Consider the following 17,011-nt stretch of genomic DNA (forward strand, 5'->3'; position numbering starts at 1 on the left):
GGGAGCGCTCCCATCAAAGGTTGTACGGAAGGGGATGGCGTGGGGGGCTGAGAGGCGGGAGGGCTGCCGGTCAGCCCTTGACCGCCCCCTGCATGATGCCGCCGACGATCTGCTTGCCGAAGACGGTCAGGATCAGCAGCAGCGGCAGGGTGCCCAGCAGCGCGCCGGCCATGATCACCGACTGGTCGGGTATGTAACCCCGGCCCAGACCGGTCAGGGCGACCTGGACGGTCGGGTTCTGCTGGGTCAGCGCGATGATCGGCCAGAAGAAGTCGTTCCAGGCCATCACGAAGGTCAGCATGCCGAGCACGGCCATCGCGGGCCGGGCGGCGGGGAAGACCACGTGCCACACGATGCGCACACTGCTCGCGCCGTCCACCCGCGCCGCCTCGATCAGCTCGGTCGGCAGCGCCTCCAGCAGGTACTGCCGCATGAAGAACACGCCGAATGCGCTGACGAAGGTCGGCAGGATGACGGCCTGGAGCTGGTTGGTCCACTCCAGCTCCGCGATCGCCATGAACAGCGGCACCACACTGAGCTGCGGCGGCACCATCATGGTGCCGATCGTCAGCATCAGCAGCAGGTTCCGGAAGCGGAACCGCAGCTTGGCGAACGCGAACCCGGCGATCGTGCCGAACAGCACGGTGCCGGCCGCGATGGACCCCGCGACGATGGTGGTGTTGAGCAGCGCCAGGCCCATGTTGGCGTCGGTCCAGGCGATCTGCAGGTTCTTGAAGAGGTTGCCGCCGAACCAGAAGGGCGGCGGCATCTCCGCGAGCCGGGTGTTGTTCCGGGACGCGGCCACGGCCGTCCAGAACAGCGGGAAGAGGGCGATCGCGGTGACGAGGAACAGCACCGCGTACGTCAGCTTGCCGCCGTGCAGCGTGCCGCCGGCGCCGCCGGCCCGCCCCCGCATGCGGCCGCGGCCGGTGCGGGGGTCCGCCCCGCCGGGCTCGGGCGCCGTCCGGGGGGACGTCGCGCGGTCGGAGTCCAGCACGCTCATGAGCGCCTCCTCGCGGTCTTGCGGCCCAGCTCCCGCTTCTGCATGCCGCGCGAGATCAGCCAGTTGACCAGCGCGATCAGCACCAGGATCAGGAACATCATCCAGGCGATGGCCGATGCCCGGCCCAGGTGCAGGTTGACCCAGCCCTGCTCGTACAGGTACAGGCCCAGGGTCTGGTACTGGTGGGCCGGACCGCCGTTCGCGCCGCCTCCGGGGTTGAACAGCAGGGGCTCGCCGAACAGCTGTGTCGCGCCGATCGTCGAGACGACGACCGTGAACAGGATCGTCGGCCGCAGCGCGGGGATGGTGACGTGGACGAACTGCTGCCAGCGCGAGGCGCCGTCCAGCGCCGCCGACTCGTACAGGTCCTTGGGCACCGCCTGCATGGCGGCGAGGTAGATGAGGGTGTTGTAGCCGGTCCAGCGCCAGATCACGATCGCGGAGATCGCGAAGTGGGAGGTCATGCCCTCGTGCCAGTTGACGGGGTCGAACCCGACGAAGCCCAGGAACCAGTTGATCATGCCGTAGTCACGGCCGAAGAGCACGACGAAGACGAGGGTCGCCGCGGCCACCGAGGTGGCGTAGGGGGCCAGCATGGCCACGCGGTAGAACGTGGCGCCGCGCAGCTTGTAGTTCAGCAGGTGGGCCAGCCCGAGCGCGATCAGCAGCTGGGGCACGGTGGAGATGATCCCGATGCTGAAGGTGTTGCGCAGGGCGTTCCAGAAGAAGTCGTCCTCGAACAGCCGGGTGAAGTTGTGCAGCCCGGCCCACTCCATGTCGGTGGGGGCCGTCAGCGACACCTTGTGCAGGGAGGCCCAGCCCGTGTAGAGCAGCGGGAAGAGGCTGAAGGCCCCGAAGAAGAGGAAGAACGGGGCGACGAAGCCGTAGGGGCTCCACCTCACGTCCCGCTGGTACCAGCGGCTGCGGCGTGCCCGCCGCCGGTCCTCGCGGGAGGAGGGGACATGTTTGTGGCGCGGGGCCGCGCCCCCCTGCTTGACGGGGGGCGCGGACACCGGCGAACCGGTAGTGGTCACTTGTCGATCACTCGTCCAGGGCGTTGTCGACTGCCTTGGTGGCCTCTTCCCAGGCCTTGTCGGAGGACAGACCGCTGCGCTCCATCTGCAGAAGGCCGCTGCGGGTGATGTTCTCCTGGATGACCTGGTCCTTCGGGCCGATCACCTGGGTCGGGATGCCCTCGGCCGCCTTGGAGAAGATCTCACCGATGGGGGCGTCCGAGAAGTACTCGTGCGTGGCCTCGGCGACCTCGGGGGTCTCGTACGACTTCGGGGCGCTGGGGAAGCTGCCGCGCTCGGCGAAGAGCTTGGCCTGCTGGGTGGGGGCGGTCAGCCAGGCGGCGAGCTTGATCGCCTCCTCCTTGTTCTTGCTGCTCTCGGGCACCCCGAGGAAGGAACCGCCCCAGTTGCCGGCCTTGGGCGCGGGAGCGACGTCCCACTTGCCCTCGGCCTTGTCGCCGCCCTTGTCCTGGATGTAGCCGAGCATCCAGGCGGGGCAGGAGAGCGTGGCGAAGGTGCCGTTGTTCATGGCCTTGTTCCACGAGTCCGTGAACAGCTCGTGCTTGTCGGTCATGTCCTCGGAGGCGGCCTCCGCGGCGACGTCCCAGGCCTCCTTGACGTCGGGGTTGGTCTTGTAGACGACCTCGCCCTGCTCGTCGTAGTAGCGGGTGGCGCTGGAGGAGATGGCCGCGTTGTACAGGCCGCTGGCGGAGTCGACCCACTTGACGCCCTTGGGGGCGCTGTCCATGAACTTCTTGCCGGTGTCGAGGTACTTCTGCCAGTCGCCCTCCCACAGCTTCCCGACCTCGTCGCGGTCGGTGGGCAGGCCGGCGGCCTTGAAGTGGTCCTTGCGGTAGCAGATGGCCATCGGGCCGATGTCGGTGCCCAGGCCGATGGTCTTGCCGTCGGCGGTGGTGGCCTGGTTCCACTTCCAGTCGAAGTAGTCGTCCTTGGAGACTCCGCCGGCCTTGGAAAGGTCGGCGAACTTGTCCGCCTGGGTCTGGACGACCTCGGCGATGTTCGCCACCTCGATGCCCTGGATGTCGGCGAGGCCGCTGTTGCTGGCGAGGCGGGTGAGCAGCTGCGGGTAGTAGTTCTCGTTCCGCTCGACGACGCTCTGCTCGATCTTGACCTTCGGGTTGAGCTTCTCGTACTCCTCGTAGAGCCCGGCCTCCTGGAAGCCGAAGGTACCGAAGAGGCCGACGGTGATGACGGTCTTGCCCTTGCTGTCGGTTCCCCCGGCCTTGTCGCCCGAGTCGTCGTCGCTCGCGCATCCGGCGAGCAGGCTCGTGCCGATCGCCGCGGCGGCCATGAGGGCCACGGCTCGGCGGGTGGTGCGGGTCTTGCGCACTGCGTCCTCCTAGCGCCCTGACGTTTCACTCCCGGCCGTGGAAGGGTGTGGGGGACCGCGGTGACGGATGGTGCTGCGGCTCGGGCGGGAACGTGCGGGTTCTGTATGGGTCAAGTCCTTTGGGAGCGCTCCCAGACGTGATGGGTTGAAGAGTCGCGGTTCCCTGGCGCGGGTGTCAAGGGAATGGACACACTGACCCGGCGCAGTTATCCGGCTGTTAGCTTCGGTGGCTGATCGATACTGGTGCAGGGGACCGACCGGTCCTGTGCAGGTGAGCCCGTACACCTTGGGGAGGCGGTCATGACAGTGAGCGGAAGGCGGGGCCAGCGGCCCACTCTGGAGCAGGTCGCCGCCTACGCGGGGGTGGGCCGCGGTACCGTCTCCCGGGTGATCAACGGCGCCGCCAACGTCAGCGACCAGACGCGCACCGCCGTCCAGCAGGCGATCGCCGAACTGGGCTACGTGCCCAACCGGGCCGCCCGTGCGCTGGCCGCGGGCAGCACCGACGCGATCGCGCTGGTCATTCCCGAGGCCGAGACCAGACTGTTCGCCGAGCCCTACTTCTCCGGCATCATCCGCGGCGTCAGCACCGAGCTCGCCGACACCGACATGCAGCTGCTGCTGACCCTGATCCGCAACCCCAAGGAACGCGACCGCTTCGCCCAGTACGTCGCCGCCCACCGGGTGGACGGCGTTCTGCTGGTGTCCGTGCACGCCGACGACCCCCTGCCCGACCTGCTGGAAAGCATCGAGATGCCCGCCGTCCTCAGCGGCCGCCGCAGCGGCGACGAGCCGGTGCCGTACGTGGACTGCGACAACACCGGCGGCGCCCAGACCGCCGTGGAGCATCTGATCGGCCGCGGCCGGCGCGCGGTGGCCACCATCACCGGGCCGCTGGACATGTACGTCGCCCAGTGCCGCCTCGAGGGGTACCGCGACGCGCTGCGCACCGCGGGCCTGGAGGAGGACGAGCGGCTGGTGGCCGTCGGCGACTTCACCGAGGAGGGCGGCCGCCGCGCCGTGCGGGAACTGCTGTCGCGGCGGCCCGACCTGGACGCCGTCTTCTGCGCCTCCGACGTGATGGCCGCGGGCGCCCGCGCCGTGCTGCGCGAGTCCGGCCGCCGGGTGCCCGAGGACGTGGCCCTGGTCGGCTTCGACGACTCGGCCGTCGCCCGCCACATGGACCCGCCGCTGACCAGCGTGCGGCAGCCGCTGGAGCAGATGGGCCGGTCGATGGCCCGGGTGCTGCTGGAGCAGATCGAGGGCCGCAAGGCGGGCCGGGACGACCGCTCCAGCCGGGTGCTGCCGACCGAGCTGATCCGCCGCGCGTCCTCCTAGCCCCCGACGGTCCCCGGCCGGTCACGCGGACCCGGCGCCCACGCGGACGCGGTGGTCACGCGGACACGGCGAAGGGGCCGGCCGGCGTACCGACCGGCCCCCTTTCGAGCCGTCCTACCGCTGTACGGTGATCAACCGGTGATCAACCGGTGATCAGTCGATCGGCGGGTAGGCGTTGCGCAGCAGCTCCTCGAACTGGGCCTGGAACCAGTGGCCGGAGACCGGCGCGTCGGGCAGGGCACCGGAGGGGCTGTTGCCGTTGCGGACGTTGCCCCCGTAGTTGGGGTCGCACATCTCGTCGGCCTTCTTGCCCTCGTCGTTCTGGATGTCCTCGCTGGCGCCGTCCGACTCACCCGGGGGCTTGATCCACGCGTAGGCGTCGATACCGGAGGCAGGCGAGGCCTGCGGCCGCTCACCGAGGCCGGCGCCGGCCTGGTTGCACCAGTTGCCGGTGTGGACCCGGCCGTCGATGCGGCTGCCCTCGACGTAGGAGTTGACATCGGTCTTGGCCGCGGGACCGCTGGGACGGTCCGGACCGCCCCAGCCGTTGCGGGAGGTGTCGATGATCACGCCGACGTCGGAGTTGAAGCCGACCCGGACGGCCTCGTCACGGAAGGCCTGGGCGTAGGACTGCTCGTCCACGTAGCGGTTCCAGTCGACCCAGTCGGACTGGCGGACCGAGGTGCCGTTCACCGAGTCGTCGATGTTGAAGTACGGCTCGACGAGCGCACCGTAGTTGGCGACGTTGGCGGCGAAGCCGGCGACGTCGTTGACCGTGGCGCCCGCGGTGTTGGCGGCCTCGTAGAGCAGTTCGGCGGTGGGGGTGAAGTTGTTGTCCCAGCCGAGCCAGCCGTGGTGGCCGATGTCGATGTAGTTGTAGACGTTGTCGAACTGGCCGAGCGTGGCCAGGGCGTAGCCGACGCCCTCGACGTAGTTGCCGTTGGCCAGCATCTCGTCGCAGTTCGCGGTGGCCGTCTCACGGCTGCCCACGTTGGTGATCAGGTTCGGCAGCGAGTCGATCTCGACGATGTTGATGATCCGCAGGTCGGCGTACTTCGGGTCGCCGACGATCTCCGCGATCGGGTCGATGAACTCGTTCTTGTACCGGTCGATCTCGTCCGGACCGAGCTCACCCTGGGAGGCGAGTGCGGAGCAGTCGCGGCCGGGCAGGTTGTAGGTGACCATCTGGAGCGCGTCGGCGCCCTGCTCCAGGGCGGTGTCGAGGTGGTCGCGCAGACCCATGGTGTTCTCGCCGGCGGAGCCCGACTCGATGGCGGAGATGCGGTCCAGCCACACGGCGGTCGGCTCGTCGGCGATCGCCTCGCCGCCGCTCTCGGCGGCCTGCTCGGACCAGTCCGGGTTCACGTAGAGCTGGGCGCCCTCGTACGGGTTGTCGACGCGGTCGCCCGGGTCACCGGGGTCGCCCGGGTCACCGGGGTCGCCCGGGTCACCGGGGTCATCCGGGTTGTCCGGGTCGTCCGGGTCATCGGGGTCGTCGGGGTCGCCCGGGTCGCCGCCGTCCACGTTGCAGGTGGTGCCGTTCAGCGTGAACGTGTCGGGTGCCGGGTTCGAACCGGAGTAGGTCCCGTTGAAACCGAAGTTCGCGGAACCGCCCGAGGACAGGGTGGAGCTCCACGTGGGAGCGGTGGCGGTCACGTGCGCACCGCTCTGGGACAGGGTGGCGTTCCAGCCGGATCCGGCCTGCTGGCTGCCCGCGTAGTCCCACTCCACCTTCCAGTTGTCCACGGCGGAGGCGGCGTTGTTGGTCACGGTGACCGAGGCGGTGAAACCGTTGCCCCAGTCGTTGGTGACCTCGTAGTCCACGGTGCAGACGGGTGCCGCCACGGCGGTCCCCTGCATCATGCCGCCCGCGCCGAGCGCGCCGGTTATCAGCGCGCCGGCGGCGAGCAGCGCCGTCCGGCGCCCGCGCGCCGGTTTTCTGGTGCCTGTCATGCGATCTCTTCCTCTTCCTTCCGGTGTTCTCCGGATGACGACGGAGCCCAGCTCCGCATCGGGGGTGCGGTCGTGTCACGGGTGCGAGTCCCGGACGGAGGGGTCTTCCGCCGCGGTGGGGAACGACCGCCGTTGCGGCACGGAGCGAGGTCCCGCTCCGCTCCCGCCTCCGGGCACGGCCTCCCGGAGCGTGCTCCGGTATCGGTGCCGGGGGAGGACGGGGGGCGTCGTGAAGGGGCGAGCCGGCCGGTGTGGCCGTGAAGGCGCGCCGCGGCGGGCGCCGCGGTGCCGGATAACGCCCGAGGGCGTGGTGGGGGGTACATGAAGCGGCTCCTGGTCGGTCGAACGCGCCGTCCCTGGCGCACGACTGTGGAAGCGCTCCCACTGGTTGAAGGAGAACGTAGCGCCAACTTCCGGTTGTGGCCAGAGTGCGTTCAGTAATTGGCGAATCGAATTCCTTCGACAGGGTCTTCTTGTTCGGAGTCTTGACAGGTGTCATGTCCGCATTGACGCTTGGGAGCGCTCCCACTGGTTTCAGTTCCTCCACACGTCCCCGTCAGGCACGGTCCAGGCACAGTTCTTCCCCACCCGAGCTGCGAGGAGAGAACCCCCGCATGAGCGCGTTACCAGTCACGGGCGTACCGCCCAGGCCTCCCAGAGGCAGAACCAGGAAGCTGCTGGTGGCAGCAGCCGTCGCGATCTCCCTCCCGCTGGGGCTGACCTCGGCCCTGAGCGGGACGGCCCAGGCAGCCGCCCTCCAGTGCAGCGTGGACTACACGAAGAACGACTGGGGCTCCGGCTTCACCGCGAACGTCACCATCACCAACCGGGGCTCCGAGGCCATCGAGGGCTGGACCCTGACATACGACTACAGCGGCAACCAGCAGCTCCAGCAGGGCTGGAACGGCCGGTGGTCGCAGTCCGGCAGGACCGTCACGGTCCAGAACCCGACCTACGGCACGAGCATCGGCGCCGGCGCGGCCGTCACCGCCGGCGCCAACTTCAGCTACAGCGGCACCAACACCGACCCGACCTCGTTCTCGGTCAACGGCACCCGCTGCGGCGGCAACCTCTCCGCCCCCACCGCCACGCTGACCAGCCCCGGAGCGGGCGCGGTCTTCTCCGCGGGCGCCACCATCCCGCTGACGGCCACCGCGAGTGCCACGGAGTCCGGGGCCACCATCGAGAAGGTCGAGTTCTACAGCGACACCGAGCTGCTGGGCACCGACACCACGGCGCCCTACTCCTTCGACTGGGAGGACGTCCCGGCCGGCGACTACTCGCTCTACGCCGTCGCCCACGACTCCAACGGGATGTCGAGCGAGTCCACCCCCGTCGGCGTCGAGGTGACCGACGGCCCCGCCGTGGTCGTCACCCCGGCCCAGCTCGGCGTGCGCCAGGGGGAGACCGCCCGGTTCGCCGTCAAGCTCTCCGAGCAGCCGTCCTCGAACGTGACCGCGACGGTGGAGCGCACCGGCGGGAACACCGGCCTGTCCGTGGCCGACGGCGCCTCGCTCACCTTCACCACGTCGAACTGGGACACCCCCCAGGAAGTGACCGTCGCCGCCGACGAGACCGGCACCGGAGCGGCGACCTTCACCATCAGCGCCCCCGGCCACGACGCGGCCGAGGTGACGGTCACCCAGCTGTCCGGCTCCGGCGACGGGGGCGAGTACGAGGACCGCTTCCTGGAGCTCTACAACAAGATCTTCGACCCGGCCAACGGGTACTTCTCGCCGGAGGGCATCCCCTACCACTCCGTCGAGACGCTGATGGTCGAGGCCCCCGACCACGGTCACGAGACGACCTCCGAGGCGTACAGCTACCTCATCTGGCTGCAGGCCATGTACGGCAAGGTCACCGAGGACTGGGACCCGTTCAACGAGTCGTGGCAGATCATGGAGGACTACATGATCCCCACGGCCGACGACCAGCCGACCAACAGCTTCTACGACCCCTCCAGCCCGGCCACCTACGCGGCCGAGCACCCGACCCCCGAGGACTACCCGTCGGCGATCGACGGCAACGTCCCGGTCGGCGTGGACCCGATCGCGGGCGAGCTGCGCAGCGCCTACGGCACCGAAGAGATCTACGGCATGCACTGGCTGCAGGACGTGGACAACGTCTACGGCTACGGCAACGAGCCCGGCAGCGTCTGCCAGGGCGGGCCGGAGTCGGACGCGCCGTCGTACATCAACACCTTCCAGCGCGGCTCGCAGGAGTCGGTGTGGGAGACCGTCCCGCAGCCCACCTGCGACGACTTCACCTTCGGCGGTGAGAACGGGTACCTCGACCTGTTCATGGACGACGACGGCTACGCCGAGCAGTGGAAGTTCACCAACGCCCCCGACGCCGACGCCCGAGCCATCCAGGCCGCCTACTGGGCCGAGATGTGGGCCGAGGAGCAGGGGAAGAAGTCCGAGATCTCCGCGACCCTGTCCAAGGCCGCGAAGATGGGCGACTACCTGCGCTACGCCTTCTTCGACAAGTACTTCAAGAAGATCGGCGACTGCACCGGTCCCACCTCCTGCCCCGCCGGCACCGGCAAGGACAGCGCGCACTACCTGCTGTCCTGGTACTACGCCTGGGGCGGCGCCACCGACACCAGCGCCGGCTGGGCCTGGCGGATCGGCAGCAGCCACAACCACTTCGGCTACCAGAACCCGATGACGGCCCACGCCCTGACCACCGTCCCGGAGCTGAAGCCCAAGGGCTCCACCGCGGTGTCGGACTGGGAGAAGAGCCTCCAGCGCCAGGTCGAGTTCTACCGCTGGCTGCAGTCCGACGAGGGCGGCATCGCGGGCGGCGCGACCAACAGCTGGGAGGGCGACTACGGCACCCCGCCGGCCGGCACCCCCACCTTCTACGGCATGTTCTACGACGAGAAGCCCGTCTACCACGACCCGCCGTCCAACCAGTGGTTCGGCATGCAGGCCTGGTCGATGGAGCGCGTCGCCGAGCTCTACCACGAGACCGGCAACGCCACGGCCGGGGAGGTCCTGGACAAGTGGGTCCCGTGGGTCCTGTCCGAGGTGACCGTCAACCCCGACGGCAACTACCAGATCCCGTCGACGCTCCAGTGGTCGGGCAAGCCCGACACCTGGGACCCCGACAACCCCGGTGACAACTCGGACCTGCACGTGACGGTCAGCGACTACTCCACCGACGTCGGCGTCACCGCGGCCCTGGCCAAGACCCTGATGTACTACGCCGCCAAGTCCGGCGACGAGGAGGCCAGGAGCACCGCCAAGGCGCTGATGGACGCCATGTGGGACCACCACCAGGACGCCATGGGCATCGCGGTGGAGGAGACCCGGACCGACTTCGAGCGGTTCGAGAACCCGGTGTACGTCCCCGAGGGCTGGACCGGCACCATGCCCAACGGCGACAGGATCGACTCCGACTCCACCTTCCTGTCGATCCGCTCCTTCTACAGGGACGATCCGCAGTTCAACAAGGTGGAGAGCTACCTGAACGGCGGCGAGGCGCCGACGTTCACCTACCACCGCTTCTGGGCCCAGGCGGACGCCGCTCTCGCCCTGGCCACCTACGCGGACCTCTTCGGCGACGAGTAGCGGCCGAGGAGGGTGAAGCCGGCCCCCCGGTCCGGTCTGGTCGACGGCGGCCGCACCGGGGGGCTTCCAACCCGTACCACCGGCGGCACCGGTACGAGCGGTGCCGCCGGCCGGTGACGAGCCGGAGCGGTGGTCCGTCCGTCCCCGCCTCTCCACCGCCCGGCCGCACCACCCGATGGCCGCGGCCGTCCCGTGCCGGCACCCGGGATCGCACCCGGTGCCGGCACCCGGGACGGCCGCGGCCGCTTTCGGTGCTTCCCGCGGCCCTTCGCCGCCCCCTTCGCCGCCCCCTTCGCCGTCTCTCACCGCCTCACGCCCCTCCCGGCCCGGCGGAACCGGGAGGTGACCGTGTGCCAGACAGGCGGCCGACGGTGGCGCCTGCCGGGTGGTTTAGTCCATTCACCTGTACGGGGATTGTCGCCCGACGGGCCGTCCGGGACCGCAACCGGGCCCGTGGGCAGGCGGGTTCACGCGCCCGGACCCGGACGGTGCTACGCCGTTCGGCGGCCCCGGGCGCGGTCGTGAAGATGCGAGAAGGCTCCGGCTGACGTGTCCTCACATCTATGGCACCGCCGAATGGGAGGTCGAAGCGATGGCTGGACAGGGTGGACGTCGGCAGTGGACGCCGGACCGGCGCGGACTGGTGCTGCGCGGTGCGGCACTGGCGGCACTGGGAAGCGTCCCGTTCCTGGCGGGAAGGACAGGGGGAGCCGGGGGAGGGCGGCCGGGCGGCGACGCCGCCCCGGTGGCCTTCTCGGCCGGGCAGGAGACGGTTTCGGGTCGCTGGTCCCGGCCGGTGATGGGGGACTACCGGGTCTCGGCCGCCTACGGCATCCCCGGGAACTGGCAGGCGGGCCATCACACGGGCATCGACTTCGCGATGCCCGTCGGCACCCCCGTCTACGCGATCGGCGCCGGCTCCGTGGTCTTCGCCGGCGAGGCCGGCGCCTACGGGAAGGCGGTGACGGTCAGGATGGACGACGGCTACTACGCCCTCTACGCCCATCTGTCGCGGATCTCGGTGAACGGCGGGGAGCGGGTGAAGGCGGGCAGCCCGGTGGGCAGCTCGGGGGCCACGGGCCGGGTCACCGGCCCCCACCTCCACTTCGAGGTGCGCAGCAAACGCGGCTACGGCTCGGACGTCGACCCCGTCGCCTATCTCGCCCGGCGCGGAGTGCGGTTGCTGTGACCCCCGCCACGCCCCGGTGCGTGGGCCGGTCGTGTTCCCGTCGTGTTCCCGCGGCCCGGCGGACGACGAAGGCCCGGCCTGCTTCCGCAGACCGGGCCTTGATCGTTCAGGGTGAGTAACGGGACTCGAACCCGCGACATCCTGGACCACAACCAGGTGCTCTACCAGCTGAGCTATACCCACCATGACCGGCGCTCGTGGTGCTTTCCGCACCGGCCGATAAGAGTGTACAGGGTCGTGGACCCTGCCCGCGCACCATTGTCCCGTGTGGCACCGAGCGGCCCCGGGAGGAGCGACCGGGCGGCCCGCGGGGAGCGCCGGGGCGCCTCAGCCCGCGGCCGGCAGCACGTGCCGGGCCGCGATCCTCCGCGCCGTCTCCGAGTCCGGGCCGGGGCCGGGGACGAAGACCGCCTCGCGGTAGTAGCGCAGTTCCGCGATGGACTCCCTGATGTCCGCCAGCGCCCGGTGGTTGCCGCTCTTCTCCGGGCTGTTGTAGTACGCCTTCGGATACCAGCGCCGGGCCAGTTCCTTGACCGAGGAGACGTCGACGATCCGGTAGTGGAGGTAGTCCTCCAGCGTCGGCATGTCGCGCATCAGGAAGCCGCGGTCGGTCCCGACGGAGTTTCCGCACAGCGGGGCCCGTCCGGGCTCGGGGACGTACTTCCTGATGTACTCCAGGACCCGCTGTTCGGCGTCCTCCAGCGTGGTGCCCCCGGCCAGTTCGTCGAGAAGACCGGAGGCGGTGTGCATCTCGCGGACGACGTCGGGCATGGTGTCCAGCGCCTCGGCGGGCGGACGGATCACGATGTCCACCCCGTCACCGAGCACGTTCAGCTCCGAGTCGGTGACCAGCGCGGCCACCTCGACGAGAGCGTCTTCTGACAGCGAGAGCCCGGTCATCTCGCAGTCGATCCACACCATGCGATCGTTCATGCGCTCCAGCCTACGGGGCCCGGCCCGGTGTACGGCCCCGCTGGGAGGGCAGGCGGGGGGTGTAGGTGTCGGATTCCGGTTTGCCGTTTTCGCCCCGTGTGCCACGCTCCGTCCGGTCGGCGTGCTCTCCCCGGCTTCCCCGTTCCCCCTTGTCCCCTCTTTCCCCCCTGTCCGCTCTCTCTCCTCTCTCCGCGCGCACGGAGTGGGCCGCGCCGTGCGCGGTGGGCTCGGCCGAGACCTGGTCGGCGCGTGCCTCGGAGGCGCGCTCCCCGCCGCCCTCCGGTCTGCCGGTGCGCGCCCGGTAGGCCGCCCGGTACGCCGCCGGGGAGGCGCCGAGCTGCCGCCGGAAGTGGCCGCGCAGCGCGACCGGCGAGCGGAAGCCGCAGCGTCCGGCGACCTCGTCGACCGAGTAGTCGGAGGTCTCCAGCAGCCGCTGTGCCTGGAGCACCCGCTGGGTGATCAGCCACTGCAGCGGTGCGCTGCCGGTCAGCGAGCGGAACCGGCGGTCGAAGGTCCGCCGGCTCATGTAGGCCCGCGCGGCGAGCGTCTCCACGTCGAACTGCTCATGGAGGTGTTCCAGGGCCCAGGCCACGACCTCGGCGAGCGGGTCGGTGCCGATCTCCTCGGGTAAAGACCTGTCCAGGTAGCGCTCCTGACCGCCGTTGCCGCGCCGGGGCGGTACGACGAGGCGGCGGGCCAGGGCTCCCGCCGCCTCGGCGCCGTGGTCGGTGCGCACCACGTGCAGGCACAGGTCGATACCCGCCGCCGTGCCGGCGGAGGTGAGGATGTCCCCGTCGTCCACGAACAGCTCGCGCGGGTCGACGTGGACGGCCGGGTACCGCTTGGCCAGTGTCGGCGCGTACATCCAGTGCGTCGTCGCGGGGCGGCCGTCGAGCAGCCCCGCCGCGGCGAGCACGAACGCACCCGTGCACAGGCCTATGATCCGCGCCCCCTCCTCGTGCGCCCGCCGCAGGGCGTCGAGGGCCGCGGAGGGTGGCGGCTGGGTGATGGAACGCCAGGCGGGCACGACGATCGTGCCCGCCCGGGAGAGCGCCTCCAGGCCGTACGGAGCGGTCAACTCCAGGCCTCCCGTGGTACGCAGGGGTCCCTCTTCGCCCGCGCACACCAGAAGGCGGTAGCGGGGAACGCCGGCGTCCTGCCGGTCGATGCCGAAGACGGACAGCGGGATGGAGCTCTCGAAGATCGGGCCGCCGCCGAAGAGCAGTACGGCGACGATCTCGCGGCGGCGGCGCGCGGCCAGCTTGCGCGTCGTCCCAGGGCCGTGCGGTGGCTCCTGGCTCATGGAACTAAGCCCCCCTCAGTCGTCGCGTCCTTCCGGTCCTGCACGTTTCCCCCGCCGTGGTTAGCCAAGATCGAATCTACTGTGTCTGTCGAGGCTGACGGGACAAGTTCACCACTCGCCGCTATGTCGACATGACAACTTGGCGTGAAGCGTTCGATCACGAAGCGTTCCACTCGTCGGCGCCCCTGGGAAGAACGCCTTGCTCCGTGGCCGTCCGTCCGCGGGGTGCACTTGTTCGCCTCGATTCTCCCCGCCCTGGTGGGCGGTGCGGGGTCAGCCTCTGGCAAGTTGTGTACCACGGCTGGAAGTTGGCCGAAAAGCGCGGGGGTCCAGAAAGCGGCGACCGGGGTCCCGGGGGTGTGCGCCGCGCACCGGGGCGGATCAAAGGCGGTGTCTTCTGCTCCCGTGCGCCCCTGTGCGCCCCTGTTCCGGTACGGCCGCGGCGGTCCCGCCCCACCCCGCCCCGCCGCGGGCGCCGGGCGGTCACGGGCGGTCACGGGCAGTCACGGGTGGCCCCGGGCGGTCACGGAGAGGCACCGGGGCGGCACGGAGACGGCGCGGGGGGCCGCGTCGGCATTGCGCAACGCTTTCCGCTCCGGCATGCTGCACCGGCAGTGACCGCAGCCTCTGGGCAAGGGGGGAGTGCCGTCGTACCCTCAGGGGTATGGGCTGAGGAACATGCTTCCAGGACGTATTCCTAGGCACACGTGACGTAACCGATGGCTGGACACGAGATCCCCGACCCCGCGGACCGCAAGCGGCTCGCCGATCCGGAGGCGACACCCCGGGCGGCGGACGAGACGCGCCACTCCTGCGATCCGGCGTTCCGGCACGGGGTCGTGGTGGGATTCGACGGCTCGGTCTCCAGTGAGCGGGCCCTGGCCTACGCCATCGGCATGGCGAGGCGCTCCGACTCCGGGCTGATCATCGTCCATGTCGCCAACCGGCTTCCGACGACCGTGTGGGCGGGCTGCGAGCCGCCGGTCTTCGTCGACGTCCCCGACCACCGCACCGAGGTGCTGGGTCTGGAGCTGGCCTGCGCGGACCATCTGTCCGAGGTCCCCTGGATCCTCGTCGAGCGCGGCGGCGACATCTGCCACGAGCTGGAGGAGGTCGGCTGTGAGTACGAGGCCGACGCCATCGTCGTGGGCTCCACGCACGGCCTCGTCGGCCGGTTCTTCGGCTCGGTCGCGGGCCGCCTCGCCCGCCGCGCGCGGCGCCCGGTCGTCGTCATCCCGTAGCGGCCGCCCCGCCGTTTTCCCCAACTCGCCCCAGGTGGAGGCGAGTCGGTGAATTCCTCCTTGCCCGGAGGTGGATTGCGCGCTTGTGACGGGCATACAGACAGCATCGTGCCGCCGCGCGGGAAGTGACGGTCCCACGCCGGTGGCCCACCGCCGGCGTGATGGGCGACGCCGGCGCAGGGAGGCGGTCCCCTCGTGCGCCCGGTGGCACGCACGGGGGGACCGCCCGCTCCGCCGCCTACTCCACCGTCACGGACTTCGCCAGGTTGCGGGGCTTGTCGATGTCGCGCCCCAGGGCCAGGGCCGTGTGGTAGGCGAGGAGCTGGAGCGGGACGCCCAGCAGGATCGGATCCAGCTCCACCTCGTTGCGCGGCACCACGATCGTGTGCCCGGCCTTCTCCTGCCCGGAGTGCGCCACGGCCAGGATGCGGCCGCCGCGGGCCCGCACCTCCTCCAGCGTGGCGCGGTTCTTCTCCAGCAGCTCGTCCTCGGGCAGCACCGCCACGGTCGGCACGGCGGGCTCGATCAGGGCCAGCGGGCCGTGCTTGAGCTCGGAGGCCGGGTACGCCTCGGCGTGGATGTAGGAGACCTCCTTGAGCTTCAGGGACGCCTCGCGCGCCACCGGGTAGCCGCGCACCCGGCCGACGAACATCATCGACCTCGCGTCCGCGTACTCCTGCGCCAGCCTCGCGATCTCCCCCTCCTTCTCCAGGATCTCGGCGATCTGGCCGGGCAGCCTGCGCAGACCGTCGATGATCCGCCGGCCGTCGGCCACCGACAGGTCGCGGATGCGGCCGAGGTGGAGGGCGAGCAGCGCGAAGGCGACGGCGGTGTTGGTGAAGCACTTGGTGGACACCACGCACACCTCCGGCCCGGCGTGCACGTACACGCCGCCGTCGGTCTCGCGGGCGATGGCCGAGCCGACGACGTTGACCACGCCCAGCACCCGCGCGCCCTTGCGCCGCAGCTCCTGGACGGCGGCCAGGGTGTCGTAGGTCTCCCCGGACTGGCTGACGGCGATGTAGAGGGTGTCGGGGTCCACCACCGGGTTGCGGTAGCGGAACTCGCTGGCGGGCTCGGCGTCGGCGGGCACCCGGGCCAGCTCCTCGATCAGCTGGGCGCCGATCAGGCCCGCGTGGTACGCCGAGCCGCAGCCGAGGATCTTCACCCGGCGCACCCCGCGCGCCTCGCGGGCGTCGAGGTTGAGGCCGTCGAGGCGGACGGTGGCGAAGCGGTCGTCGATCCGGCCGCGCAGCACCCGGTCCACGGCGTCGGGCTGCTCGCAGATCTCCTTGTGCATATAGGTGTCGTGGCCGCCCATGTCGTACGACTGCGCCTCCCACTCCACCGTCGTGGGGACGGCGGAGGTGCGGCTGCCCTCGGTGGTGCAGGTGCGGTAGTCATCGGCCTTGACGGTGGCCATCTCGCCGTCCTCCAGGGTGACCACCTGGCGGGTGTGGGAGACCAGGGCGGCCACGTCGGAGGCGACGAACATCTCGTGCTCGCCGATGCCGAGCACCACCGGGGAGCCGTTGCGGGCCACGACGATGCGGTCGGGGAAGTCGGCGTGCAGGACGGCGATGCCGTAGGTGCCCTCGATGTGGCGCAGCGCCTCGCGGACCCGCTCCTCCAGCGTCGGGGCCTGCGAGCGGCCGACGAGGTGGGCGAGGACCTCGGTGTCGGTCTCGGAGGCGAACTCCACGCCCTCGGAGGCCAGCCTCGCGCGCAGCTCCTCGGCGTTGTCGACGATGCCGTTGTGGACGACGGCCACCCGGCCGGAGGCGTCCCGGTGCGGGTGGGCGTTCTCGTCGCTGGGGGCGCCGTGGGTGGCCCAGCGGGTGTGGGCGATGCCGGTGGTGCCCGCGAAGCGCTCGGGCAGGCGCGACTCCAGCTCGCGTACGCGGCCCTTGGCCTTGACCGTGCGCAGACCCGCGGCCCGGCCGGTGCCGCTGCCGTGGACGGCGATGCCGGCGGAGTCGTAGCCCCGGTACTCCAGGCGCTGGAGGCCCTCCAGCAGGAGCGGGGCGGCCTCGCGCCCGCCGATGTATCCCACGATTCCGCACATACGGGGTCCTCGGTTTCTCGGAAGGTTCTCGGATGGCTCGATTCGGG

General features: G+C 70.6%; 11 protein-coding genes and 1 tRNA gene. 4 read left to right on the forward strand and 8 right to left on the reverse strand.

Going from position 1 to position 17,011, the window contains the following annotated elements:
• Positions 1–70 precede the first annotated feature (70 nt).
• From CUT83_RS05305 to CUT83_RS05315, 3 genes are read right to left on the reverse strand one after another with little or no spacing between them, the layout of a single operon-like run.
• On the reverse strand, positions 71–1,003 hold the full coding sequence (locus CUT83_RS05305; RefSeq protein ID WP_420882391.1) for a carbohydrate ABC transporter permease: 933 nt from the start codon (positions 1,001–1,003) through the stop codon (positions 71–73).
• The gene (locus CUT83_RS05310; RefSeq protein WP_240957678.1) at positions 1,000–2,016 is read right to left on the reverse strand and encodes a carbohydrate ABC transporter permease; all 1,017 of its coding nucleotides are present in this window, start codon (positions 2,014–2,016) and stop codon (positions 1,000–1,002) included. The genes CUT83_RS05305 and CUT83_RS05310 overlap by 4 nt, the downstream gene beginning before the upstream one ends.
• A gap of 28 nt (positions 2,017–2,044) precedes the next feature.
• Entirely contained in the window at positions 2,045–3,328 is a 1,284-nt protein-coding gene (locus CUT83_RS05315; RefSeq protein WP_101254755.1) for an ABC transporter substrate-binding protein, read from the reverse strand.
• A 339-nt stretch (positions 3,329–3,667) separates the two neighbouring features.
• On the opposite strand from CUT83_RS05315, the gene CUT83_RS05320 reads away from it, so the two are divergent.
• Complete coding sequence (locus CUT83_RS05320) at positions 3,668–4,705, forward strand: LacI family DNA-binding transcriptional regulator (protein ID WP_101254685.1); 1,038 nt, start codon at positions 3,668–3,670, stop codon at positions 4,703–4,705.
• Between the two features lie 153 nt (positions 4,706–4,858).
• Here CUT83_RS05320 and CUT83_RS05325 read toward each other — a convergent pair whose 3' ends face one another.
• Positions 4,859–6,658, reverse strand: a complete 1,800-nt coding sequence (locus CUT83_RS05325; RefSeq protein WP_101254686.1) for a glycoside hydrolase family 6 protein — start codon at positions 6,656–6,658, stop codon at positions 4,859–4,861.
• Positions 6,659–7,272: 614 nt separating this feature from the next.
• Between CUT83_RS05325 and CUT83_RS05330 the strand changes: the two genes are divergently transcribed.
• Entirely contained in the window at positions 7,273–10,233 is a 2,961-nt protein-coding gene (locus CUT83_RS05330; RefSeq protein ID WP_101254687.1) for a glycoside hydrolase family 48 protein, read from the forward strand.
• A gap of 592 nt (positions 10,234–10,825) precedes the next feature.
• Complete coding sequence (locus CUT83_RS05335) at positions 10,826–11,422, forward strand: M23 family metallopeptidase (RefSeq protein WP_101254688.1); 597 nt, start codon at positions 10,826–10,828, stop codon at positions 11,420–11,422.
• A gap of 110 nt (positions 11,423–11,532) precedes the next feature.
• On the opposite strand, the gene CUT83_RS05340 is transcribed toward CUT83_RS05335, so the two are convergent.
• The 3 genes from CUT83_RS05340 to CUT83_RS05350 form a co-directional block, all read right to left on the reverse strand.
• Positions 11,533–11,605: transfer RNA gene (locus CUT83_RS05340), tRNA-His, on the reverse strand.
• Positions 11,606–11,749: 144 nt separating this feature from the next.
• Positions 11,750–12,355 carry an oligoribonuclease gene (gene orn, locus CUT83_RS05345; protein ID WP_101254689.1) on the reverse strand — a complete coding sequence of 202 codons (606 nt, stop codon included), beginning with the start codon at positions 12,353–12,355 and terminating at the stop codon, positions 11,750–11,752.
• A 10-nt stretch (positions 12,356–12,365) separates the two neighbouring features.
• Entirely contained in the window at positions 12,366–13,658 is a 1,293-nt protein-coding gene (locus tag CUT83_RS05350) for a helix-turn-helix domain-containing protein (RefSeq protein ID WP_101254690.1), read from the reverse strand.
• A 719-nt stretch (positions 13,659–14,377) separates the two neighbouring features.
• Between CUT83_RS05350 and CUT83_RS05355 the strand changes: the two genes are divergently transcribed.
• Positions 14,378–14,899, forward strand: coding sequence for a universal stress protein (locus tag CUT83_RS05355; protein ID WP_093849957.1), 522 nt, complete (start codon positions 14,378–14,380; stop codon positions 14,897–14,899).
• 238 nt (positions 14,900–15,137) lie between these two features.
• On the opposite strand, the gene glmS is transcribed toward CUT83_RS05355, so the two are convergent.
• Complete coding sequence (glmS, locus tag CUT83_RS05360) at positions 15,138–16,964, reverse strand: glutamine--fructose-6-phosphate transaminase (isomerizing) (protein ID WP_101254691.1); 1,827 nt, start codon at positions 16,962–16,964, stop codon at positions 15,138–15,140.
• Positions 16,965–17,011 lie beyond the last annotated feature (47 nt).

The organism is Streptomyces barkulensis, from assembly GCF_002843305.1.
Lineage (GTDB): Bacteria > Actinomycetota > Actinomycetes > Streptomycetales > Streptomycetaceae > Streptomyces > Streptomyces barkulensis.

What these genes read in the sequence shown, in the direction of transcription:
- CUT83_RS05355 (WP_093849957.1), top strand. Translation starts at nt 14,378, where the DNA reads ATGGCTGGACACGAGATCCCCGACCCCGCGGACCGCAAGCGGCTCGCC.
- CUT83_RS05350 (WP_101254690.1), bottom strand. Translation starts at nt 13,658, where the DNA reads ATGAGCCAGGAGCCACCGCACGGCCCTGGGACGACGCGCAAGCTGGCC.
- CUT83_RS05325 (WP_101254686.1), bottom strand. Translation starts at nt 6,658, where the DNA reads ATGACAGGCACCAGAAAACCGGCGCGCGGGCGCCGGACGGCGCTGCTC.
- CUT83_RS05320 (WP_101254685.1), top strand. Translation starts at nt 3,668, where the DNA reads ATGACAGTGAGCGGAAGGCGGGGCCAGCGGCCCACTCTGGAGCAGGTC.
- glmS (WP_101254691.1), bottom strand. Translation starts at nt 16,964, where the DNA reads ATGTGCGGAATCGTGGGATACATCGGCGGGCGCGAGGCCGCCCCGCTC.
- CUT83_RS05335 (WP_101254688.1), top strand. Translation starts at nt 10,826, where the DNA reads ATGGCTGGACAGGGTGGACGTCGGCAGTGGACGCCGGACCGGCGCGGA.
- orn (WP_101254689.1), bottom strand. Translation starts at nt 12,355, where the DNA reads ATGAACGATCGCATGGTGTGGATCGACTGCGAGATGACCGGGCTCTCG.
- CUT83_RS05305 (WP_420882391.1), bottom strand. Translation starts at nt 1,003, where the DNA reads ATGAGCGTGCTGGACTCCGACCGCGCGACGTCCCCCCGGACGGCGCCC.
- CUT83_RS05315 (WP_101254755.1), bottom strand. Translation starts at nt 3,328, where the DNA reads ATGGCCGCCGCGGCGATCGGCACGAGCCTGCTCGCCGGATGCGCGAGC.
- CUT83_RS05330 (WP_101254687.1), top strand. Translation starts at nt 7,273, where the DNA reads ATGAGCGCGTTACCAGTCACGGGCGTACCGCCCAGGCCTCCCAGAGGC.